Below are 22,445 nucleotides of genomic sequence, written 5' to 3' on the forward strand. Positions count from 1 at the left end.
GTCTGCTACGGACCGTCTGCGGGCCGTGATTGTTGGGTTCGGGCGTGTGCTGCGGCGGCTACGAGTGGCGACGAAACCAGCGGACGCCGACCGCCACGGAGCGACACGCCTTTTTGACCGCGCGGGGCACTCTGTTGTATGGATCCAAAGCGGGAGCTGACGAGCGTCGATCTCGCCGCCCTCGTCCGCGAGTTCGGCACCTACGAGGGCGCGAAGGTCGACAAAGCCTATCGCTACGGCGACGACCTCGTCCGCCTCAAAATGCGCGACTTCGACCGCGGCCGCATCGAACTGCTGCTCGAGGTCGGCGAGGTCAAACGCGCCCACACGGTTGCCCCCGAGCGGGTGCCGGACGCCCCCGGCCGACCGCCGCAGTTCGCGATGATGCTGCGCAACCGACTCTCCGGGGCGGACTTCGCCGGCGTCGAACAGTACGAGTTCGACCGGATACTCGAGTTCACCTTCGAGCGCGATGACGGGACGACCCGTATCATCGTCGAACTGTTCGGACAAGGGAACGTTGCGGTCACAGATGGCGAGTACGAGGTGATCGACTGTCTGGAGACGGTCCGCCTGAAGTCACGAACGGTCGTGCCGGGCTCGCGCTACGAGTTCCCGGACACGCGGACGAATCCGCTGACGATTTCCCGAGACGTGTTCGGCCACGAGATGGAGGAGTCGGATACGGACGTGGTGCGGACGCTCGCGACGCAGCTCAACTTCGGTGGACTGTACGCCGAGGAGATCTGTACCCGCGCAGGCGTCGAGAAAGCGATGGATATCGGCAATGCCGACGAAGAGACCTACGACAGGCTCTACGAGGCGATCGAACGGCTCGCGCTGGATATCCGGAACGGGAACTTCAATTCGCGACTGTATCGCGAGTCGGCGGACGAAAGCGAGGGTGCAGACGACGACAACGACGGGGACCGTGCCGACGACGACGCCGATACCGGCCGCGTCGTCGACGCTACGCCGTTCCCACTCGAGGAGCACGACGAATCCGGGCTCGACGGCGAGCCGTACGATACCTTCCTCAACGCGCTCGACGACTACTTCTTCCACCTCGAACTCGAGGATGAGGAGGAACCGGACCCGACGAGCCAGCGCCCTGATTTCGGGGAGGAGATTGCCAAGCACGAACGGATCATCGAGCAACAACAGGGTGCAATCGAGGGCTTCGAGCAGGAAGCTGAGAACCTGCGCGAGAACGCCGAACTGCTGTACGCCAACTATGGCCTCGTCGACGACATTCTCTCGACGATTCAAGAGGCTCGCGCGCAGGACCGTCCCTGGGACGATATCGAGGCGCGATTCGAGGAAGGTGCCGAACAAGGGATCGAGGCCGCCGAGGCAGTCATCGATGTCGACGGTAGCGAGGGGATTGTCACCGTCGATGTCAATGGCGAGTACATCGAACTCGTCGCACACGACGGCGTCGAGCAGAACGCGGACCGCCTCTACACCGAGGCAAAGCGTGTCGCGGAGAAAAAAGAGGGTGCGCTCGTGGCCATCGAGGACACCCGCGAGGACTTAGAAGATGCAAAGCGCCGCCGCGACGAGTGGGAAGAACAGGACGGCGAACCGGGTGCGGGCGAAGAAGACGAAGACGACGAGGACGACGACCGCGACTGGCTCGCCGAGTCCTCCATTCCGATTCGGGAGAACGAACCCTGGTTCGACCGGTTCCGTTGGTTCCACACCAGCGACGGCTACCTCGTGATCGGCGGTCGGGACGCCGACCAGAACGAGGAACTGGTGAAGAAGTATCTCGAACCCGGCGACAAGGTGCTTCACACCCAGGCCCACGGCGGCCCGGTCACGGTCCTGAAGGCGACCGATCCGAGCGAGGCCTCCTCCTCGGATATCGAACTGCCCGAATCGAGCATTGAGGAGGCCGCACAGTTCGCCGTCTCGTACTCGTCGGTCTGGAAGGACGGCCGCTACGCGGGTGACGTCTACGCCGTCGACTCCGATCAGGTGACCAAGACCCCGGAAAGCGGAGAGTATCTGGAGAAAGGCGGCTTCGCCGTCCGCGGCGACCGAACCTACTACCGCGATACGCCCGTCGGTGCCGCGGTTGGTATCCAGTGTGAGCCCTACACCCGGGTCATCGGCGGCCCGCCGTCGGCCATCGAGGGCACCGCGGAGACGACGATCGAACTCGAGCCGGGTCGGTACGCACAGGCTGACGCAGCCAAGCGACTGTACCGTCGCTTCCGCGAGCGCTTCGAGGACGAAACCTTCGTGCGGAAGATCGCTAGCCCGGACCGCATCCAGCACTTCATGCCGCCGGGCGGAAGCCGGATCGCAGAGGAGTAGACCGGTCTCGTCGTCCGTTCGAGACAGGCAAGACAGTCCTGACCTGTCGTTCGACGTTGTTTCTGGTGGTCTCATTGCGTTGTTGTCAGCTAGTCCGGGTCCGACCACGTCCTGTAGGCAGCGGTCAGTGACCTGTTCGACCAACCGTAGTGGAGCGCCTGCGAGCAGTGGCAGCCTCTCTCATCTTCCCTCCTGTTCCTCACCCCGTGTCGGTGTCTGTTATCGAAATTCGCTACCATAATATCCAATAATTATTAGTATCTGATTCTCATGAGAGTCATTCTATGTGTCTTGATTGCACAACCCACGGTTCAGACCGAGAGCAACACTCGAGTACCGACGACCGAGAGACGACCAGCCATAGCAACTGGAAGCGGCGATCGTTCCTGCAGGCGACCGGCGTCGCTGCCGGGACCGGGACGATACTGGGTACCCAGGTAGACCGCGCGGCAGCCTCACACACCGAGTGCGACGCCGCGGACCGCTGGGTCGAAGCGGCGAACCACAGCGCACGCGACTTTGGCATCGACTGGATCGTCATCCACGTCACGGCGGGTGCCTATCAGGGCGCACTCAACACGCTCACCAGTTCGAACTCGGATGTGAGTTCACACTACCTCGTGAAGAACTACGACTGGACGGACGGGCCGTCGGCGGGTCACGTTGACCAACTCGTCCACCACAACCGCGCGGCCTGGCACGCCCGCTACATCGCCAACCACCGTTCGATCGGTATCGAACACGAGTGGTTCGACGACAACGGCATTTCTGAGGCCTGCTACGAGTCCTCCGCCGAACTCGTCCGCTGTATTGCGGACATGCACGACATCCCACTCGAGTTCTATACGAGCAATACCTGCATCCAGAACGAGTCGGGCGGGATCATCGGGCACACGCACGTGCCGGATGGCGACTGTAGCAGTTTCCACCACGGTGGCCGAACCTGTCCGTATCCGGACTGGGATATGGATCACTTCGAGACGCTGGTGAAAAACGGAGACAATGGCGGCGGTGGCGGCGACCAGTTCCAGGACGGCGACCAGGTCGTCACGACGACGGACTTGAACGGGCGCGAGCAGCCGTGTCTCAACGACGACGTCGTGCTGACCTTACCCGAGGGAACCCAGGGAGAAGTCATGAACGGTCCCGAGGAGTGCGACGGTATCACCTGGTGGGGGCTACACGTCCCCACGTACAACGAATGGGTCTGGTGTTCGGAGAACTATCTGGCTCACGCTTGAGTACGTCATGCGGAGTGGTGTGGATACCGAAGCGGTCCGGTGTCCACCCACTGAAGGAGTGCGTCCTTATTCTGTGGCACCATCATCGCGGTTTTGGTCGAGTTCGGTGGCCAGCTTTCGTTCGGACGCGTCGTAGGACGACCCGAGTGCAATCAGAAACCCAACCATTGCGGTAATCAGTGCAACACTGCCGATTGCGACGATACCGATCGAAACCAACACACCAGACAGCACCTGCCCGGCGGTCAGCAGCGAGACGGCTGTAACGGCGGCGATGAGCGTCAGGAGTCGGGCCAGTCTTCCCGTATCGAGACCGCGGTACGTCCGCTCACCGGTCGTATCGAGCAACACCGATAGAATACCAGTATAGGCGTCGTCAGTTCGTGCGTTGCCGAGCGAGTGAATCGATTGGACGACCCAGGCACCGGCGGTGAAGTTGAGGAATGCAACGAACGAGACGAGTCCCAGTTCCCCATCGACGAACAGCCCACTCAGGATTGCTCCAGAGAACGTGATGGCCATGACTGCGTGTGTCAGGAGCGATCGAGTGCCAAAGTCTTCGAGGCGAGCCGTGAATTCGAAACTCATGCAGGAGATAGGCACACAGTAGTGATAACGGCGCTTCCTAACCCTGTTGGACGTAATCTCACAGGCGGCTATCACCATTACACCGAACCGACTTACGCTGGTGAGACAACATCTGTCAGCGGTCACGCTCCAGCCCACTGTGTGACCATCGATCCACTGGGCAATCCGTCACGCACTTACCGTGACCCCGAGAACAGCACCGTATGCAAATTAAAGACCGGGAACCGCTCGACGGCGGGCGCGAGCGGGTTACCGTCGTCCCCGAGAGCGTCGACGACCTCTGGCATCTCCAGTACGTGCTAGAGCCCGGCGACCGCGTCGCTGGCGATACGACCCGGCGCATCCAGCGCAACGACGACCAGATGCGCGATACCGGCGGCGAACGCGAGCACATGTGGGTCGCCATCGCCGTCGAGGACATCGAGTTCCACAAGTTCGCGAACCGACTGCGCGTCGGCGGCGAAATCGTCGCCTGTTCGCGCGAGGACCAACTGGGCTTTCACCACACGCTCAACGTCGAGGAACGCGAAGAGCTCTCGATCGAGAAGCGCTTCAAGCCCGACCAGGAAGCCCGACTTGAGGAGGCCGAGGAGGCGACCGAGAACCCGGATGTCGCCATCGCCACCGTCGAGGAGGGACAGGCCCACGTCCACACAGTCGCCCAGTACGGTACCGAGGAGCGAGCGACGATCACCGGCCCCACCGGCAAGGGTGAGTACGCCCGCGAGCGCTCGGAACTGTTCGCCGAACTCGGTGACGTACTCAAGCGCCAGGACGCGGACGCAATAATCCTCGCTGGACCGGGCTTTACGAAACAGGACGCCAGAAAGTACCTCGATAACAACGAGCCTGCGGTCGCCGAGAAAATCACGATGGTCGATACAGCAAGCGTCGGCGACCGGGGCGTTCACGAGGTCCTGAAGCGCGGCGCGGTCGCAGACGTACAGCAGGAGACACGCATCGAGAGCGAGGCCGAGTACATCGACCAACTCACCGAACGCATCGCCCAGGGCGCAAAAGCGGCCTACGGCCCCGAAGCAGTCCAGCAGGCCGCCGAGTTCGGTGCGATCGAACGGCTGCTGATCCTCGACGACCGTCTACGCAAGGAGCGCGGCCCCGACGGCGAGTGGGCCATCGACGTCGACCAGGTCGTCCGTACGGCCGAACAGAAGGGCGGCGAGGTCACCGTCTTCTCGAGTGAGTTCCCGCCAGGCCAACAGCTCTCGAACCTCGGTGGCATTGCGGCACTGTTGCGGTACCGACTCGAGTAGCCCTGCGCTCACACCCGTTCCCACAATGACGCCCAGCTCGATGCTCTGGCTTGTCGCCGTACTCACCTACGGCGTTGGCGACCTCGTGACGACCGCGGTCGGCCTCAGATGCGCCCAGATAGAGGAAGGCATGCCCGTCGCACGTCGGCTGCTCGGTGATCCGCCGTCAGCGTGGGGAGTCGCTCGCTTCGGACTGTTCAAGGCCGTACTGTTCACGGTGTTCTATCTCGGCGCGGTAGCGGTGGCTCGGTTCGCGCCGGGTACTCGAGTCGACCTGCTCGTGCCGGTGGTGATCACGGTGGTCGGCGTGGCTGCGGTGGGGAACAACGTTCGGGTGATTCGGCAGATTCGTCGCCGCTATCACTGATGGCGGCTGTCGGTGTTCGCGGCGCGTCAGCGGATCTCGTCGCTTGCCTCGATCAGCTGAATCAACACCGACGCGAACAGCGAGCCCGCGCTCCAGATCGCGGTTTCACCGCCACTGTCGTCGACGACGCTTAGCAGAATGCCATCGTCGTCGACGATGAGGATGCGACCCGACCGCTTGTCACCCTCGCGATGTGTCGGCGGTCGTTTCGCGGTGACTCCTTCGAGTGAGCCGAGCTTGTCTCGGACTCCCTCATCACGGCTGACGACAGTGATGGCGACGCCCTCTGCGGCGCGGTTCTCGAGTGCCTCACCGAGGGCAGGGGTGACGAGGTCGGGGAGCCGGGTACCGAACAGAATTCGGTCGTCAGCGTTCGAGACCAGGTCGACGACGCGGTCGTCGACCCGCTCGCGGCCACGAACTGTCCAGATATCCTCCTGAGTTTCTTCCTCGACGGAGTCGCGTTTGACCTGCTCGACGTAGTCAAACGCTCGTTCCTGTTCGCGTTCGAAGCGGTTTCGGAGGGTCGTCTGGGCTTCCTCGATGCTGACCGGCCGGTAGCGGATCGGGCTTGCCTGCTGGACGGCGAGGAGGCCACGTTCTTCTAAGCTTTCGGCAACGCTGTAGACCTGCGAGCGAGGGACATCAGTGGTTCGGGCGACATCCCGGGCCGTGCCGGAGCCGACTTGCTGGAGGGCGATGAAAACCTTGGCCTCGTAGCTGGTGAGACCGAGTCGCTCGAAGGCGTCGATAGCAGCACTCTCGTCTCTGGTCATCGGTCTTCACCTGCGGGTGGCGTTCGGTCGTCTGTTTCGGTTTCTGCTGTCGCCTCAGCGATGTCTGTTTTTGGCGAGGGATCTCCATCTGCATCCGACTCCGTTTCCAGCGCTCGTCCGCCGTCGCTCGCGGTCGGCGTTGGCCGCCGGGCCTGGTCGATGTCGAACGACACGTCCGGTCCGAAGTACCGCGTCCACAGCGCGAGCAGGGTTGGCAATACGACGACGCTCGCGAGGAACGCGTACGTGATCGTCAGCCCGGTGATGATCCCGAACTGACGGAGCACGGGCAAGATGGCAAACACGAGCGTCCCGAAGCCACCGACGGTGGTCACGGCGCTGCCAAGCAGCGCACCGCCGGTGCCGGTGACGGTTGTGTGCATCGCCGCCCAGACGTTGCCCTGGCGCTCGAGTTCGAGCATGTAGCGCGAACTGATGTGGATGCTGTAGGCCACGCCGAGCCCGATCGTGAGGCTGGTGATCATCCCCGTCAGGACGTTAAAGGGCATTCCGATGAGGTACATCGTGCCGAGAATCCAGCTGACGGCGAACGCGACCGGTAGCAGGGTAACGGCCCCGAGACTGGCGCTGTTCCCGGTCAGCCAGTAGGCCACCGAGAGGAACGTGAAGACGGCCACCAACGTGATCAACAGGCTCTGCAAGACGGTATCGAGCAGGTCTTGTTCGATGAGGTGGTTGACAATCGGATCGCCGGTGGCGATGGCGCTGACGGCAAGTTCGTCGTCGGTGTCAACGTTGGAGCCGTCGCCGACCTCGGTCTCGACCGTTCGCTCGTCACCGACACCCTCGCTGTCGATCCCTGCTGCGATAGCGCGCATCTCTTCGGCCGCGTCACCGAAGTCGGCGTCACCCTGGATAGAGACGATCAGCCGGACAGACTCGTACTCACCGTCGTCGGTCTGGTGGATGACCTCGCTCGCGCCCGCGTCGTTCGCTTCGAAGAGTTCGTCGTACAGCGCCGGAATATCCTCGTCAGGAATACCGTCACCGGTCGTATCCGCCGCAGTGTAGGTCTCGTTGAAGGATTCGTTCTGTGCCGCGGTGTCCTCCATCACCGAGAGTGGCCCCTCAATGTCGGCCTCGCCGGTCGCAAGCGTGTAGGTAACTGGACTCTCAGCGGCTTCCTCCTCGGCGGCATCAAGGCGCTCTAACGTCTCCGTGTCGGTCACATCACCGTCCACGAGTATCTGGGCCTGCGTGTCCTCGCGCTGGAAATTCTCGTTGACGAAGTCGAGGTCGTCGCCCGCCTGGTACTCACCGGGGCTCATCCCGCCGGGTAAGTTCTCGGTCCACGCCGGCGGACTCTCCGCGAGGAACTCCTCCTCGTCGAAGCTCGTGTCGACCTGGCTCGCGCCGTAGACGCCGCCAGCGGTCAACAGGAGGACTGCGACGAGGACGACAAGCGGCACGCGCCGCGCAGCAGTTGAACCGATCGTGAGCACGCTACTGAAGCGTCCGCCACCCGTCCCGAACGCGCGCCGGTGGCGGTCGTAGCCGCGGGACTCGAGTGCCGAGTCGAGTTCGACTTTGGCAGCCGGGATTAGCCCGCCGAAGACGATCAGCGTGGCGACGATGCCGACGGCGCTGACGATCCCGAACTCCTGAATCGGGCCGATGGGACTGACGAGGTTCGCGAGGAAGCCGATGGCGGTTGTCGCGGTCACCCAGACGAGCGCGACGCCGACGCCGGCAAGGGCGATGGACATCGAGCCCCGGACGGTGTCTGGCTCGCCCGCCTCCTGGTCGGTGCCGTCAGAGCGGGCTGCCTCGCGTTGCTCGCGGTGGCGCATGAAGACGTGGATCGCGTAGTCGATCGAGAGCCCGATCAACAGGACCGGGACGGCAATCATCATCTGGTTGAACGCGATCCCGGCCCAGCCCATGAAGCCGAACGTCCAGAGCAAGACTGTGCTGATACCGACGACGCCGAGCACGATGTCGAGTGGGTCTCGGTACGCGATTATCAGCGCGGCGACGACGAACGTCAGCGCGATCGGCCCGACGAGCGAGAGGCTGTCGCCCATCGAGCGGTCGATTTCGTCGGTGATGATGCCAACGCCGAAGACGACGTACTCGTGCTCGTGCTCGCCAGCGAGTTCGCGCAGATCGAGCTGTGCGTCGATCACCGCGTCGTCCCCGGCACCCATCTCTATGTCACCCGTTGCCTCTTGGGTGAGTATCGTCATCCGTGCGTCCGCCTCGGCAGTGCCGGGTTCGTAGTCCGACGGCATGAACGCGAGCGCTGCGCCGTCGTTCTCGTCGTCGTCAGAGAGCGTGTCCGTCAGAATCTCCGCATATTCATCGTCGTCAAGCTCCTCGAGTGCCTCGATCTGTTCGTCAAGCGTTGGATCAGGCTCGCCCGTCTCGAGTTCGTCCTGCTCTTCCGCTAGCTCATCACCATCTGCCTCGAGTTGCTCGTATTCGTCTTCGAGGACGCCCATCGTCGCACCGGCGTAGACATCTTCGAGATTCGCAGTGGCCTCCTGATAGTCGGGGACCTCCTCGGGGTTCTCGGCCTGCTGCTCAATCTGGAACAACTGCGATTCGAGAAGGCGTGCCTGATCGGCGAACTCCTCGTACTCGTCGGCCTGCTCATCGTCGAGCGCGGCTGTCACCTCGTCCAGCAGGGCGTCGTACTCGCTCTCGAGTTCGGCTGCACCCTCCTGGTACGCGGGGTCGCTCTCGTCGTACGCTGCGTTCAGTTGCTCGTACTCGCGCTGGATCTCGCGCGCGTCGTCGATCCCCGCTTCGAGTTGTGCGCTCGTCTCCTCGAGTTCACCTTCGCGCTGTTCGAGTTCCGCGCCGCGCTCCTCGAGGTCGGCAATCTGTTCGGTAGTGATCGCCGTGAGCGCGACGATGTTCTCAACGCCGGTGATCGCGTCGCTCTCGGCGTCGTGGGCGAGCGTCGAATTGATCGACTCGTTAGCCCGAATTTCCTGCTGGAACTCGAGTGACTCGACGAGCGAGTCCTGCGAGAGGACGTTGTCTTCGGTTGTGGTGGTGTCAGTGCCACTGTCACCGTCTCCACTGTCACCTCGGTGGATCAACTGTATGCTCGTCGTGTCTTCGTGATCCTCGGCGACGAATCGCTCGTCGATGTCCTCAAGCGCCTCGGCCTCAGGGGAATCGGTTTCGAACTGATCGAGAGAGGAATCGTCGTCAACCATGGGGACGCCCGCGCCGACGAGAGCGGTCAGCACGAGGAGGACGACGAGAACGAGTCGCGAATGGGAAGTCAGGAGGTCGGCGGCCCGTTCCGGCGCGCTCATTTGGTTGCCTCCGTGCCGAAGAGAGTCGGTGCCATACGGTATCCTCGACCGCTCAGAGGAGTGTTACGCGTGTCTGTGGTTGTTCGTATGCGTGTCGTTGGTCGGTCCGTTGCGGTCGAGAGCAGTGATGTATCGCTGGGGACCATGCTGTTGTTATGATCCTACAAACGCGCTCGTTTATACGTGTTTGGAGATTTACAATTTCATGACTATCACGAAATCAGATGCGTTGAACGGGCGAGAAAAGAACCACGGGGCGTGTTCGGCTCACTTACTCGATTGAAATTGTTTTGAGGTCTTCGGCGAATCGAACGTCGCCGTCGTACTGTCGGCCGATCGACTCGAGCATCTCCTCGTGGCGGCTGTCGGTGTGGGGATAGAGGTGTGTCAGGTAGACACGGCCGATCTCACGTCCGGCGAGTTCGCGGCCAAGGGTCTCTGGTGTGGGGTGGTTCGAGACGTCGACATCGTCGGGGAACGAGCAGTCGTGAGCCAGAATTGCAGCGCCTTCAGCGAAGTTCGCCAGTCCGGCGAAGGCCTCGCTGTCGCCGCTGAAGACGAAGCGATCGTCGAACCGATAGGCCAGACACGGCAGCGAGTGGCGCGTCTCGTAGGCCGAGACATCGAATCCTGCGACGGTGAACTCGCCGGGGACGACCTCCCGAACCTGCAGGTCGATCTTCCCCTGCATGTACTCGTGAACGTTGAGAAGGTCGTCGAGCAGCCCCTTGGTTCCCTGCGGGCCGACGACCTCTAGGTGTTCCTCGCCAGCGAGCCAGCGAGCCTTCATCAACGGGAGGAGGTCAGCGACGTGGTCTAGGTGGTGGTGAGTGAGCAAGACCGTCGAGATATTCTCGTAGCCGACACCGGACTGCTGGAGGCGGTGGAGCACCCCAGAGCCGCAGTCGATCAGTAGCTGTCGGCCGTCGTTCTGGACGAGAATGCCGGTCTGGAAGCGTTCACCGGTCGGCATCGCGCTCCCGGTCCCGAGGAACGTGACGTGCATACGCGAGTGTGTGACGGCCCGCCCGATAAGGGTAGCCCCTTCGGGCTGGACGTGAGGGGTGACCGGCTGTCACTCGCGGTTGACTGTCGTCTCGTGCGGCAGACAACGGTGCCGGATACCGACGACTTTAGTCCACACCACCGATAGACCGAGTAGACACCAATGCCCACCAACTGTCACGTTCCCGAGCGCCTGCGCATGACGCCAGGGCCGACCGAGATCCCACCCGCAGTTCGAGAGCGCCTCGCCGAACCGATTCCCAACCCGGACCTCGAACCCGAGTTCTTCGAGTGCTACCGCGCGCTGGCCGACAAACTCACGCGAATTCACACGGCCGACGCGGACGGCTCCGCTGCCACGGACGGCCGCGACACCGCCATCCTCGCCGGTGAGGGTATCCTCGGACTCGAGGCCGCCATCGACTCGCTCGTCTCACCTGGGGATCGCGTTCTGTGTCTCTCGAACGGCCGCTACGGCGACGGCTTCGCTGACTTCGTCACCCAGTACGACGGCGACCCAGTCACGTGTTCCGTCCCCTGGGACGAAACGCTCGACCCCGACACCGTCGAGACAGCCATCGAGGACGCCGACGAGCCGTTCGACGTGGCGACGATGGTCCACTGTGAAACGCCGACCGGCACGCTGAACGACCTCGGTCCAGTGCTGGACGTGCTCAACGAACACGAGATTATCAGCGTCGTCGACGCCGTTTCCTCGCTCGGTGCTACCCCCGTTCCAACGGATCGGATCGACGTCTGCCTCGGCGCGAGCCAGAAGTGCTTCAGCGCACCACCCGGCCTCTCGACCGCAACGATCAGTGAGCGCGCCTGGGACCGCATCGAGACCGTCGAAAACCGCGCACACTACACCGACCTCACGCCCTGGCGCACCGCTGCTGACGAGGACGAGGAGTGGTTCCCCTACACCCACATGGCCGCGAACATCCGCGCACTCGACGCCGCCGCCGACCAGATCCTCGAGGAAGGCCCCGCACAGGTCTTCGAACGCCACCGCGAGGTCGCCGCCCACTGTCGGGACCGCGCCGCCGACCTCGGCCTCGAACCCTACCCGACCGCGACCGAAGACTGCTCGCCGACGGTGACCGCACTCGAGTACGACGGCAGCGCAACCGATCTACAGGAGACACTCCGGGAGGAGCACGATATCGTACTCGCGACGGGCCTCGGCGAACTCGAGGACGATATCATCCGCGTCGGCCACATGGGTCACAACGCGCGGCGCGAACTGGTCGACGAGACGATGGACGCGCTGGCGACGGTACTCGAGTAGCGCTGGGTCCAGCGCTCAGAGCGCACGGCGCTGCCTGCGCACTTCAACGGGGGCCGGAACCTGCAGGTAGAACCGTTTCCCGTGATCCCGTTCTACTGGTTGATATGTCCGACCGCGACTCCAATCTGGATCCTGATGCCGGAGCCGATCAGGATCCGACCGAGAAACCAACGCACGACGCGGAGGAAGCCCAGCAGGAGGGTGCGCAGATGGCTCGCAACTGGATCGCGATCGCCGTCGTTTCGATTCTCGTGTTGCTGTTGCTCGTCATTGGCATGATGCAGGCGACCGGGTTGGTTGACGTGTTCGCACCGATTGCAGAGACCCAGACCCAGCAGTGGGGTGCCTTTGCCGTCCTTGCGCTGATCGTGCTGGCGATTGCGGGCTGGAGCTGGACGACGCTAGCTCGCTAACTCGCTAACTCGTCTCGATTCGCCGAACTGAGCGATTGTCCGTTACGTTCTCTTCGCAGTTCCGTGTGTGCCAGTCGTATGCCAGGGGCAGCCATAGCACGTCGGCGGCAGACAGAAACCCGTTTAGGGCTGGTTCGCCAGGCACTGATAATGAGTACGAGTTACCGAATCGGACTGGTTGGCAAACCGTCCGTCGGAAAATCTTCTTTCTTCAACGCTGCGACGATGAACGACGTTCCCGAGGGGGCGTACCCGTTCACGACCATCGACCCGAGCGTCGGCGAGGCCTACGTCCGCGTCGACTGTGCGGCCCCGGAGTTCGACGAGGAATGTACCCCAAACGTCGGCTACTGCGAGCACGGCACCCGCTTCGTGCCGACGAAACTCGTCGACGTCGCGGGACTCATTCCCGGCGCACACGAGGGCAACGGCCTCGGCAACCAGTTCTTGAGCGACCTGAACGAGACGGACGTGCTCGTCCACGTCGTCGACTTCTCGGGCGAGACCGACCTGGAAGGTGAGCCAACGGAGGGCCACGATCCCCGCGAGGACATCGCCTTCCTGGAGGAAGAACTCGACCAGTGGTATCTCAACATCCTCGAGAAGGGCATCAACAGATACGAATCGGGCTACACCACCGAGGACGACGCTATCGAGGAAGAACTCGCCGAGCAGATGAGCGCGTTCAAAACCAACGAGGACGAGATCAAACGCCTGATCCGCCGCACCGACATCGGCTTCGACCCCGACGAGTGGGAAGACGAGGACAGACTCGAGTTGGCCCGCGAAATCCGCAAGGAGACCAAACCGATGGTCATCGCGGCGAACAAGATGGACACGCCGGAAGCGCAGGCGAACTACGAGGAGATCACGTCCGATCCTGAGTACGAGCACCTGACGATCGTTCCCTGCAGCGCACACGCCGAGAAGGCCCTCAAGTCGGCGGACAAGGCCGGCGTCGTCGACTACCGACCGGGAGACGACGGCTTCGAGATCACGGATGACGTCTCGGGTGGCCAAGAGCAGGGTCTGGAGCAGATCCGGGACTTCCTCCATGAGTACGGCGCAACCGGCGTCCAGGCAGCCCTGGAAACCGCACTGTTCGATGTACTCGGCGTGACACCGGTGTTCCCCGGCGGCGCAAACGGCCTCGGCAACGAGCGCGGCGAGGTGTTGCCCGACTGCTATCTGATTCCACCAAACTCGACCGCGGAGGACTTCGCCTACAGTCTCCACTCGGACATCGGTGACGGCTTCCTCCACGCGATCGACTGTCGGTCGAACCGCCAGCTCGGGAAGAACTACGAGGTCGAGCCGCGGGACGTTATCGAGATTATCACGACGAACTGAGCGGTTTTCGTTTCGCTGGTTCTCTTCTTTCTCAGTGTTCAGCGCCGAGCGCCCAGTGCTCAGGACCTCAGTTTCCCCACGTAAGGCGACGAACGCGCTCACTTACTCGAGTGGTAAGTCCTGAAAGCCAGCCGTCCGGGGAGAGACGGCGAATCGCTGATTCCTCAACTTCGATTCGGGCTTCATCGTAGGGGTTTCGGTCCGCCCGGTCACGGTCAGACTGCTCACACTGTGCGGCTTCGACCGCGACGGACATCGAGCAGCGGCCACACGCCTCTCGTTTTCGTGCCATATGGAACGGTCTCGGTTCGACTTGACATTGGGCGCTATGGTATGTAAACACACAGGTCGTCCCGACGGCTTTTTGGTGCCCTCGTGGCATTCACCCACATGGAACGAACCGCGGACGGCCACACCGAAACGGGTGTGAGTCCCCAAAACGACGGCTCGCCGGCCGACGGTGACCTCGCGGATGTCCCAGACTGGGACGACGAGTACGTCGACAGAGTGAGCGATCGGCTCATGCACAACTACGACCTGGAGAAAGAATATCAGGTTGAGGATGAGTCGTTCACGCTCTACGGCGAACTCTCGTTGGTGAGTCAGAAACACTTCCTTCATCCTGCGCTCTCGTTTGCTGAACACGAGTCGAACGAGCACCTGTTCGTCAGTCGCGTTGACCGTGTCGACGACGACACACTCGATCGGTTTGCCGCTCTGGGCGACGACCTCGCAGAGGAGTGGATCGAGGCGACAGAGGAACACTTCTGTACGGAGTTTACGTTCGTGCTCATCACCGAGCGTATTCCCGACACCGTCCGGAGCCGCGTCGTCTCCTACGACGGACGGACGCTGTTGAAGTACGGCTATCACGGCCACTACGAGACGAACTTCGTCGTTGTCGCACCGGACAAATCGGAGCTGGTTGCAAGCGATAACACAGACGTTGCAACGGCGTTTCGGCTCTGGGAACCGATCGAACACGAGGAGCCAGGGCTGCTCGGGATGCTCTCACGCCGACTCCAGTTGTAGTCGGGTCCAGACTGGCGTCTCGCTCGTTCTCCAGCGCGAAAAATGAATTCGCACGACGAACCGTGAGTGCGGTTTCGGTTAGTCGTCGTCCTGACTTACGTCGGCTGCAACACCCGTTCCGCTGTCGCGGACTGTCTGCATGTTGTCGTAGCCGATCTTGAACAACGACAGTGCCAGGTACAGCAGCGTCGCGATGATCAGGACCTGGGCAATCGCCGAGCCGATGCCGATGATGCCGGTCTCGGCCTCCGCGGTAATCCCGAGGAGGCGACCGCCAATGATCTGGTAGCCACCGACCCATATCAGGCCGAAGGTCGTGATGATCGCCATCAGGATCATCGGCCCACCGGTCGAGATGAGCTGCTTCGTCTTGCTCCAGTTGGCCAGCCAGACGGTTGCCGACAGGAGCGCAAGCGACGCCAGCAGCTGGTTTGCGCCGCCGAATAGCGTCCAGAGATCCTCCCAGCGACCGCTGCCGAGCAGGAAGAACGCCATGATGGCGATCACGGACGTGTTGACGTAGCGGTTGGCCGCGTACGCCTCGACCTCGGTCTCGGGCGTGCCGACGAGTTCCTCAAGCATGTACCGTCCGAGACGGACGGCCGTGTCCATACTCGTCAGCAGGAAGCTTGCGAGGACGAGCGCCATGAACGGCGCACCGTACTCTACCGGAATGCCGAACGCTGTGAGGATCGCACCGCCACCGGTTGCGAAGTTCGGTAGTGCAAGCCCGATGCCGCCGTCAGCAGCGGGAATCGCGATAATCGTCACGGTGACCAGCGCGACTGCAGCGAGCAGTCCCTCTGCGAGCATGCCGCCGTAGCCGATCAGCTTGGCATCAGTCTCCTTGTCCAGTTGCTTCGCTGTCGTCCCCGACGAGACAAGGGAATGGAACCCACTGACGGTCCCGCAGGCGATGGTGACGAACAACAGCGGGAACAACGGCATCAGCGGAATGAGTTCCGCGAGCGGCCCGCCTTGGCCGAAGAAGCCGTACCAGGCACCAGTCGCGATTTCGAAGCTCAATTGGCTCCCGGTCTCTGGGTGGACCGCATCGCTTCCCATTCCAGTGATGAACGTGCCGACGATGACTGCGAGCAGCCCCCCACCGACACCCGTGTACAGCAGGAATGACGAGAGGTAGTCACGCGGCTGCAACAGCATCCACACCGGCAAAATGCTCGCCAGCGCCCCGTAGACGAGGATAACGAGCACCCATGCACCGATGTTGACACTCTGGAGTAACTCCGGAATAAAGAACGGCGTCGACTCCAGCAACACGATCGTTCCCTCCGGATAGTCGCCAGGAACGAGCGCGAGTGGGTACTGGATACCAGCCCAGACCGAGCCGAACACACCGCCCACGAAGACGATTGTTCCGACGGAAAACGGCAGGCCAAGCTGGTAGAGCCAGACTCCGAACAGGAGCGCAAGCGTGATGTAAATCAGGCTCGCCGTTGCTGCCTGCGGATACGCGTCCAGGACGACCCCGATGACGAGTGCGAACACCGCCACGACCAGAATCGTCAACAAGAACGCGAACCACAGCAGCATGTTCTTGCCGCGTTCACCCACGTACTCGCCGATGATGTACCCGATCGACTTCCCCTCGTGTCGAAGACTGCTCGACAGTGAAACGAAGTCATGAACCGCACCAATGAGTGGGTTCCCGATCGCAACCCACAGTACGGCAGGCACCCAGCCCCAGATCAACGCCGCCGTAATCGGTCCGACGACCGGTGCGCCGCCCGCGATACTCGAATAGTGATGCCCCAGTAGGACCGGCTTTTTCGCCGGTACGTACTCCTGACCGTCCTGATACTTGTGCGCCGGTGTCTCACGGCTGTCGTCTAAGTTGACGAACTGCGAGAGATACCGACCGTACGTGATGTACGCGACGGTAAACGTCGTCAGTATCAGCGCAACGATCCAGATCACACCTGCCATGTTATTGACTCCCGCGTCAACTGTTGAACGGCAACACTATAAATATAATTCATTTGGGTCCTCCAATCCAACGAGTGAAGCGCTTCTTCTTCGCGATAATTGGAGATATTTACAATAGCTCAACAACGAACCGACAGATGTGGTCCGTATTTGGAGTGAGAACGCCACACTCTAGCAGACTATAACTTCTCAGTTGGCGAACCCGAGCTCGGACCACCAATCTCGAGTTCAGCCGCGACACCGTCTAAGATACTGCCGCGAACTTCTTGGACACGCGTTTCGATCGTCGCCACGACCGGCACGTCGAACTCGTCATCGATGTGTTCTAGACGGTCGCGTTCCGTTGCAACACGGTCACGAAGGTAGCGTGCACCACGTCCCTCCTCGTCCGGGTCGGGTTCAGGAGTCAAACGATTGACGACGAGGCCGCGAACGGGTAACTCGGCCCCCGTGAGCGTCTCGACCGAGCGGCGGGTTTCGCGGATCGACAGTTCGTCCGGGTTCAATACGAGGTAGAAGGCGGCGTCCTGACGAAGCACGTCACCGGCGTACTCGAAGCGCTCCTTGCGTCCCTGTAATCGCGCGAGCACCGGATCACCGTCCATCACACGACGGGGCTCCTGATTGCCGATCGCAGCTTTCTCATAGAGGTCGATACTGCGTCGGCGCTTCGCCATCAACCGGTCGATCCACTGCTCTAGGAGTTCCGGCAGCGCAAGCAATCGCAGCGTCGACCCGGTCGGCGACGTGTCGAACACCACCCTGTCGTACGTCTCGGTGTTCTGCATCACGTCGACGAACCGATCAAACAGCGCCGCCTCATACGCCCCCGGCGTCTGGTGGGCCATCTCGAGTTGGATGTCCACCTCGTTGACCATCGCTGCCGACAGCTGTGAGTTCAACTGTCGCTTGAGGTCCAACAGGTGGTCCTGCACTTCCTGCTCGGGGTCAATTTCCATCGCAGAGAGCCCCTCGTACCCCTCGACCGACTGGGGCTCGTCGCTAAACTGCTGGCCGAACACGTCCGTCGTGCTGTGAGCCGGATCTGTCGACACAATGAGCGTCTCCTCGCTCGCCGCGGCGCACTCGAGTGCGTACGCGCTGGAGACGGTTGTCTTGCCGACACCTCCCTTGCCGCCGAAGAAGACAAAATCGGTCATCAGCAGTCAGAAGTGGTACTGGTGGCCCTTGCGTTCGACGACCGATTGGCGATCCCACATGCGCCGTACCCAGGCGCTGAACTCGTCTTCGAGGTAGGGCAGCAGTTCGGCGGTGTAGTACGAAACCGGACTCGGAATGCCGAAGGCGTCGGGGAAGCACGCGAGCATGAACGCGTCCTCGGTATCCTCAGCTTCCTGCTCGATTTTCTCGTAGGCTGGATGGGTGAACAGCCCGTGGTAGAGTCCCCGAAGCCACTCTTCGAGCGTCGTCCGGAATGACTCGATGCGATCGGCAAGTGTCATCGTCGGTCATGCTCGGTGCTGGTGACTAAAATGTATCGCCCTCACAAACCCGCGGACTCGCGGACTCACGGACTACAAGTCCGACCCCATACACCTGTGACCTGTCCGAAATTGTGCCGTTGTACAACTACGACAGACGACCCCTGAAACCGATCCCAACCGGGCCGAAAAACAGTCGCCTGAAGCTGAGTGCACGTTCGAACCCGACAGTGACCGTCGCTTACCGGTCGGGGAGCGCAAACCCGATACGGTGGGTATCGTACCGAAGCGAGACTTCCCGGACCGTCCCGAACTCGCGGTCGTCTTCGTCCGCAGCCTCATCCTCGCTAACCGCATCGGCATCGACGGCGAACGTCTCGCCTTCCACAAACTCGCCATCGATCTCGTCAGCCAGTTCGATCTCGAACCGGTCTCCATCCGTCCACACATCCGCAGTGAGTTCAGATGCCGGGAGTGCCTCGCCACCGACGTGTTCGACCGTTCCGTCGTCGTACTCGAGTTCGACCGATGGCCGCGCTCGCGTCCAACCAATGCGGGCGTCCGTGCCAGCCCAGACGACTTCGATCTCGGTGCCGACGTCGACGCCGTCGATGTCGATCGTCGTCCCGGAGGTGACGGTGTCGTACTCGTCGGTCCACTGGGTCGTCGCTCGGTCGCCGTCAACGAGCAACTCGTATTCGTCTGCCGAGCGTTCGGTGTTGTCGGTGTCGGTTTCGTCGTCCGTATCCGCAGCTGTTTCTTCCGCCACTGCCGTATTTGCCGCCGCATACCGCCGGCGGTCACCGAACTCGATCGTCGCCTCGGCTGTCTCGCTCTCGTAGTCGTACTCGAAGCTCACGGAGCCTGGCGGCTGGGCCTGAAGTGATCTGATGCTGTCGCTGTTTTCGATGCCGTCCCAGCCGACCAGAACCCGGTCGCCAGGGTCGACGCCCTCGAGCGTCGCCGTTGTCCCTTTCGAGAGGGTTTCTCCCGTCCACGGCTGTGCGGACGCCTTCGGCTCGGGTGCGTCCTTGGTCGGTCGATAGTACGGACGCTCGTCGTAGGCAGCGAGATGAAGCCGGTCACCGTCGAGTGGGAAGTCGTCTGCGTATCTGACGGTAAACTCGCCGGTATCGACGTCGAAATCCCCGCTGAACCCGAAGTTCGAGAGCACAGTCGTGCCGCTGCTTGAGCTACCGAGCTCGTGGTCGTGGCGCAGCCTGACGGACAGGTTCGGCTCGACGTCGTCCATGTCCATTACGATCGTATCGCCCTCCTCGAGTTTGCCGTGGCCATCCGCCCAGATGTCGCGGTCGTACTCCTCGCCGCCGACCTCGAAAGTGAGGTCCTCGATCGGTGTCGGATCACCGCGGCCGAGTTCGATCTCGAGGAAGTCATCGTCGAGATCTATTTCTCGATCGACCCGGAGGAAGCCGGGACTGTCGTGCTCACGGACGGCGCGTTCGGCGGCAAGGTCGCGTTCGATGGTCGTGCTGATGAACGTTCCGTCGACATCGACAGTCGGCTCGTCGGCCGTCGCATTGTAGGCAAACTCCGCTTCGAGCGATTCGATCAGTTCGTCGGTGATGTCCGACTCGTCCTCGAACTCGAATCCGATCGACTGTTCCATCGTATCCGCGTCGATGACGGTCTGAGCGTGGGTGAAATACGTCGGCACGGCGTCCGTCTCGCCCGGCGTCATCAGCTGTTCATCACTGACTCGCACCATGCGCATATCGCTGCCGTCGAAGGCCGAGAGACCCGCCTCGAGCGTCGATTCGTCCTCGAGGAGACGGTCTTTTTCACCCGCATTGGCATCGATGGCCGCGTCGATTGTCTCGGCATCCGCGGCGATGATGACAACATCGCCGTCGGTGCCGGCGACTGCGTCATCATCATCAAGATCTGCAAACTCGTACTCGAGTCCACTGTCTGTTTCACGGGATTCCGTGTCTATCTCGAGTTCGATCCCTGCGAGGACCTTGAGTGGATGTGTGAACTCCTCGGTGTAAGAGGTGACGAGGACGCTCTTCGAAATCGCCTCGGCTTCGAGGTCGAGTGTGCCAACGTTGGGGAACGGATCGCGGGGCTGGTCGGCCTCGAGCAATCGGTCGTAGTTCGTCGCTGTCAGGACCATCGAGTCCTGTGCGACCTTGGAGGGGAGATACGCGAGCAGGTCGTCGAACGTCGTGTCGGTCGTCGTGGAGGTGGTATCGGCGCGCTCGTCCGTCGCGGCGACAGACGTGCCAGCGAGGGCAGCAGCCATGGTCGCACCGATGCCACCGAGGACCGAACGGCGGGGACACTGTTGCATACAGCATTACTTTAATTCTGACGACACAAGTAGATTATCATTACTTTATACCCTGTCAATACGTCCCGATGGGACAACGAGGTCACCGATGGAATCAGCACTTCTCATAGCCGGCCAGTGGTCGAACTCACTGACGAGGCGACGGGCCTTAATCCATGCAATACAATGACTCTCTATATGTCCACGACGATTCCCGTGACGATTCTCGCCGGCAGTCTGGGTGCGGGAAAGACGACGCTACTCAATCACCTGTTGCAGAACGCCGGTGAGCGTGATCTCGCCGTTCTCATCAACGATATGGGTGAGGTGAACGTCGACGCCGAACTCGTCGCCGAGGGTTCCGCTCTCGACGTCGACGACGGCATTGCAGAACTCTCGAACGGCTGTCTCTGCTGTGAACTGCAGGACGACCTCGAGACTGCTGTCGTCCGGCTGGCTCGCAACCGGGAGTTTGACCACCTCATCGTCGAATCCTCCGGCATCTCCGAGCCGGCACCGGTCGCTCGCCTCTTTACGACGACATCGCGCGTGGCCGCCCGCTACGAGGTCGATTCGATCGTTACGGTGCTGGATACACGGCTGTTCATCGACACCTTCGGCGGAGAGGACGTGCCGGAGCGTGAAACCGATCCTGCCGCAGAGGCAGACCGTCCGCTCTCGGATCTGTTGATCGAACAGCTGGAGGTTGCCGATATCGTGCTCTGTAACAAGGTAGACCGCTGTGTGCCGGCCGAGATCGCGGAGGCGACGGCACTCGTCGAAGCGCTTCAGCCCGACGTGAGGACGATTCAGACCGAGTTTAGCGCGGTCGATCTGGACCAGTTACTCGGCGTGGACCTATTCGATCCGGCCCAACTTGACGAACGCGAGAGTTTAGACCGTGTGGCTGCGGCGGCCGATGATGGCCACGATCAGCACCAAGATCAACGTCACGACCAGCATCACCAGCACGAACAGCACGAACAAGAACAGCACCGGGACCACCAGCACGAACAGCACCAACACCAACAAGACAGACAGCACCAGGACCACCAGCAAGACGGACAGCACCAGGACCACCAACACGACAACCACCATCACCGCCACCCAGACGACGTCTACGGCGTCGACTCCTTCGTCTACCGCGCACGCCGTCCCTTCCACCCCGAACGATTCGCCGACTTCCTCCACACACTGCCAGAATCCGTCGTCCGCTCCAAGGGCACTGCCTGGGTCACACCCAGCGAGATGCAACTCACCCTCTCCCAGGCCGGCCCCTCGAGTCGCCTCACCGCAACCGGCCCCTGGATCGCAGACCTCCCCGATCTCGAGCGCGACCTCTACCGTTCCAACCGACCGGCACTCGAGTGGGACGACGAGGTTGGTGACCGGCAGACAGAGCTCGTCTTCATTGGGACGGGGTTCGACGACGGCGGTAGGGAGACTGAGCACACCTCCACCGATGGCAACAGTTGCGAGCACGAAACATCGGGTCTCGAACAGCGACTGCGCGCGCGCCTTTCGGACTGTCTTGTGACCGATGCTGAATGGGAACAGCAGACATTCGGTGACAAATATCGATTCCCGGGCGAGCCGGGAGATGAGGCCGTTTTCCGGAAGAGTTAGCGGAAAACATCAACTATTCGAAACAGCCACGATAGGTGACACTCAGAAATGGACGAATATCCTATATTGCTTGATCTTAGGTTCCGTATTGTATCCCCTTATGAGTCTATTAGATTGGCCAATACACTACTAATGACTCGTTTAGGGCGCTAATACGTGATTAACACCGACAGTCTGATTTTTGAAACGTA

Annotated in this window: 18 protein-coding genes; 9 read left to right on the forward strand and 9 right to left on the reverse strand. The window is 61.7% G+C overall.

From position 1 onward, the window contains the following. The first annotated feature begins 138 nt into the window (after positions 1-138). Both rqcH and C482_RS15300 read left to right on the forward strand, forming a co-directional pair. A complete protein-coding gene (rqcH, locus tag C482_RS15295) occupies positions 139-2,322 on the forward strand; it encodes a ribosome rescue protein RqcH (RefSeq protein ID WP_006168625.1) in 2,184 nt (727 codons plus the stop codon). A gap of 284 nt (positions 2,323-2,606) precedes the next feature. Next, on the forward strand, positions 2,607-3,563 hold the full coding sequence (locus C482_RS15300) for an N-acetylmuramoyl-L-alanine amidase (protein WP_006168626.1): 957 nt from the start codon (positions 2,607-2,609) through the stop codon (positions 3,561-3,563). A 66-nt stretch (positions 3,564-3,629) separates the two neighbouring features. On the opposite strand, the gene C482_RS15305 is transcribed toward C482_RS15300, so the two are convergent. Next, positions 3,630-4,151 (reverse strand): hypothetical protein, encoded by a 522-nt coding sequence (locus tag C482_RS15305; RefSeq protein ID WP_006168627.1) that lies wholly within the window; start codon positions 4,149-4,151, stop codon positions 3,630-3,632. A 203-nt stretch (positions 4,152-4,354) separates the two neighbouring features. Between C482_RS15305 and C482_RS15310 the strand changes: the two genes are divergently transcribed. Together C482_RS15310 and C482_RS15315 are read left to right on the forward strand one after the other, a co-directional pair. Then, positions 4,355-5,422, forward strand: a complete 1,068-nt coding sequence (locus C482_RS15310) for an mRNA surveillance protein pelota (RefSeq protein ID WP_006168628.1) — start codon at positions 4,355-4,357, stop codon at positions 5,420-5,422. Positions 5,423-5,447: 25 nt separating this feature from the next. Then, a complete protein-coding gene (locus tag C482_RS15315; RefSeq protein WP_006168629.1) occupies positions 5,448-5,789 on the forward strand; it encodes a hypothetical protein in 342 nt (113 codons plus the stop codon). A gap of 26 nt (positions 5,790-5,815) precedes the next feature. Here C482_RS15315 and C482_RS15320 read toward each other — a convergent pair whose 3' ends face one another. From C482_RS15320 to C482_RS15330, 3 genes are all read right to left on the reverse strand, one after another. Next, on the reverse strand, positions 5,816-6,565 hold the full coding sequence (locus tag C482_RS15320; RefSeq protein WP_006168630.1) for a TrmB family transcriptional regulator: 750 nt from the start codon (positions 6,563-6,565) through the stop codon (positions 5,816-5,818). Next, positions 6,562-9,855: an efflux RND transporter permease subunit gene (locus C482_RS15325; protein ID WP_006168631.1), complete on the reverse strand. Its 3,294-nt coding sequence runs from the start codon at positions 9,853-9,855 to the stop codon at positions 6,562-6,564. Before C482_RS15325 ends, C482_RS15320 begins: the two co-directional genes overlap by 4 nt. Positions 9,856-10,126: 271 nt before the next feature. Then, entirely contained in the window at positions 10,127-10,861 is a 735-nt protein-coding gene (locus C482_RS15330) for an MBL fold metallo-hydrolase (protein ID WP_006168632.1), read from the reverse strand. A 162-nt stretch (positions 10,862-11,023) separates the two neighbouring features. On the opposite strand from C482_RS15330, the gene C482_RS15335 reads away from it, so the two are divergent. The 3 genes from C482_RS15335 to C482_RS15345 all read left to right on the forward strand — a co-directional run bounded on the left by C482_RS15335 (position 11,024) and on the right by C482_RS15345 (position 13,914). Continuing rightward, a complete protein-coding gene (locus tag C482_RS15335) occupies positions 11,024-12,151 on the forward strand; it encodes a pyridoxal-phosphate-dependent aminotransferase family protein (RefSeq protein ID WP_006168633.1) in 1,128 nt (375 codons plus the stop codon). A gap of 104 nt (positions 12,152-12,255) precedes the next feature. After that, positions 12,256-12,564 (forward strand): hypothetical protein, encoded by a 309-nt coding sequence (locus C482_RS15340; protein ID WP_006168634.1) that lies wholly within the window; start codon positions 12,256-12,258, stop codon positions 12,562-12,564. Positions 12,565-12,714: 150 nt separating this feature from the next. Then, positions 12,715-13,914, forward strand: coding sequence for a redox-regulated ATPase YchF (locus C482_RS15345; protein WP_006168635.1), 1,200 nt, complete (start codon positions 12,715-12,717; stop codon positions 13,912-13,914). A 67-nt stretch (positions 13,915-13,981) separates the two neighbouring features. On the opposite strand, the gene C482_RS15350 is transcribed toward C482_RS15345, so the two are convergent. Continuing rightward, positions 13,982-14,206 (reverse strand): hypothetical protein, encoded by a 225-nt coding sequence (locus C482_RS15350; RefSeq protein ID WP_006168636.1) that lies wholly within the window; start codon positions 14,204-14,206, stop codon positions 13,982-13,984. Between the two features lie 98 nt (positions 14,207-14,304). On the opposite strand from C482_RS15350, the gene C482_RS15355 reads away from it, so the two are divergent. Beyond that, the gene (locus C482_RS15355; protein ID WP_006168637.1) at positions 14,305-14,946 is read left to right on the forward strand and encodes a hypothetical protein; all 642 of its coding nucleotides are present in this window, start codon (positions 14,305-14,307) and stop codon (positions 14,944-14,946) included. A 78-nt stretch (positions 14,947-15,024) separates the two neighbouring features. Here the strand turns inward: C482_RS15355 and C482_RS15360 are convergent, their stop codons facing one another. The 4 genes from C482_RS15360 to C482_RS15375 form a co-directional block, all read right to left on the reverse strand. Continuing rightward, positions 15,025-16,893, reverse strand: coding sequence for a carbon starvation CstA family protein (locus C482_RS15360; RefSeq protein WP_006168638.1), 1,869 nt, complete (start codon positions 16,891-16,893; stop codon positions 15,025-15,027). A gap of 179 nt (positions 16,894-17,072) precedes the next feature. Continuing rightward, positions 17,073-18,053 carry an ArsA family ATPase gene (locus C482_RS15365; protein ID WP_006168639.1) on the reverse strand — a complete coding sequence of 327 codons (981 nt, stop codon included), beginning with the start codon at positions 18,051-18,053 and terminating at the stop codon, positions 17,073-17,075. A 6-nt stretch (positions 18,054-18,059) separates the two neighbouring features. Continuing rightward, positions 18,060-18,356, reverse strand: a complete 297-nt coding sequence (locus tag C482_RS15370) for a hypothetical protein (protein ID WP_006168640.1) — start codon at positions 18,354-18,356, stop codon at positions 18,060-18,062. 220 nt (positions 18,357-18,576) lie between these two features. Further along, on the reverse strand, positions 18,577-20,649 hold the full coding sequence (locus C482_RS15375; RefSeq protein WP_006168641.1) for a hypothetical protein: 2,073 nt from the start codon (positions 20,647-20,649) through the stop codon (positions 18,577-18,579). Between the two features lie 177 nt (positions 20,650-20,826). On the opposite strand from C482_RS15375, the gene C482_RS15380 reads away from it, so the two are divergent. Then, a complete protein-coding gene (locus C482_RS15380) occupies positions 20,827-22,254 on the forward strand; it encodes a CobW family GTP-binding protein (protein ID WP_049896832.1) in 1,428 nt (475 codons plus the stop codon). Positions 22,255-22,445 lie beyond the last annotated feature (191 nt).

This window comes from Natrialba chahannaoensis JCM 10990 (assembly GCF_000337135.1).
GTDB lineage: Archaea > Halobacteriota > Halobacteria > Halobacteriales > Natrialbaceae > Natrialba > Natrialba chahannaoensis.

Excerpts from the sequence above, each read along its gene's own strand:
- rqcH (WP_006168625.1), top strand. The coding sequence starts at position 139 with ATGGATCCAAAGCGGGAGCTGACGAGCGTCGATCTCGCCGCCCTCGTC.
- C482_RS15300 (WP_006168626.1), top strand. The coding sequence starts at position 2,607 with ATGTGTCTTGATTGCACAACCCACGGTTCAGACCGAGAGCAACACTCG.
- C482_RS15305 (WP_006168627.1), bottom strand. The coding sequence starts at position 4,151 with ATGAGTTTCGAATTCACGGCTCGCCTCGAAGACTTTGGCACTCGATCG.
- C482_RS15310 (WP_006168628.1), top strand. The coding sequence starts at position 4,355 with ATGCAAATTAAAGACCGGGAACCGCTCGACGGCGGGCGCGAGCGGGTT.
- C482_RS15315 (WP_006168629.1), top strand. The coding sequence starts at position 5,448 with ATGACGCCCAGCTCGATGCTCTGGCTTGTCGCCGTACTCACCTACGGC.
- C482_RS15320 (WP_006168630.1), bottom strand. The coding sequence starts at position 6,565 with ATGACCAGAGACGAGAGTGCTGCTATCGACGCCTTCGAGCGACTCGGT.
- C482_RS15325 (WP_006168631.1), bottom strand. The coding sequence starts at position 9,855 with ATGAGCGCGCCGGAACGGGCCGCCGACCTCCTGACTTCCCATTCGCGA.
- C482_RS15330 (WP_006168632.1), bottom strand. The coding sequence starts at position 10,861 with ATGCACGTCACGTTCCTCGGGACCGGGAGCGCGATGCCGACCGGTGAA.
- C482_RS15335 (WP_006168633.1), top strand. The coding sequence starts at position 11,024 with ATGCCCACCAACTGTCACGTTCCCGAGCGCCTGCGCATGACGCCAGGG.
- C482_RS15340 (WP_006168634.1), top strand. The coding sequence starts at position 12,256 with ATGTCCGACCGCGACTCCAATCTGGATCCTGATGCCGGAGCCGATCAG.
- C482_RS15345 (WP_006168635.1), top strand. The coding sequence starts at position 12,715 with ATGAGTACGAGTTACCGAATCGGACTGGTTGGCAAACCGTCCGTCGGA.
- C482_RS15350 (WP_006168636.1), bottom strand. The coding sequence starts at position 14,206 with ATGGCACGAAAACGAGAGGCGTGTGGCCGCTGCTCGATGTCCGTCGCG.
- C482_RS15355 (WP_006168637.1), top strand. The coding sequence starts at position 14,305 with ATGGAACGAACCGCGGACGGCCACACCGAAACGGGTGTGAGTCCCCAA.
- C482_RS15360 (WP_006168638.1), bottom strand. The coding sequence starts at position 16,893 with ATGGCAGGTGTGATCTGGATCGTTGCGCTGATACTGACGACGTTTACC.
- C482_RS15365 (WP_006168639.1), bottom strand. The coding sequence starts at position 18,053 with ATGACCGATTTTGTCTTCTTCGGCGGCAAGGGAGGTGTCGGCAAGACA.
- C482_RS15370 (WP_006168640.1), bottom strand. The coding sequence starts at position 18,356 with ATGACACTTGCCGATCGCATCGAGTCATTCCGGACGACGCTCGAAGAG.
- C482_RS15375 (WP_006168641.1), bottom strand. The coding sequence starts at position 20,649 with ATGCAACAGTGTCCCCGCCGTTCGGTCCTCGGTGGCATCGGTGCGACC.
- C482_RS15380 (WP_049896832.1), top strand. The coding sequence starts at position 20,827 with ATGTCCACGACGATTCCCGTGACGATTCTCGCCGGCAGTCTGGGTGCG.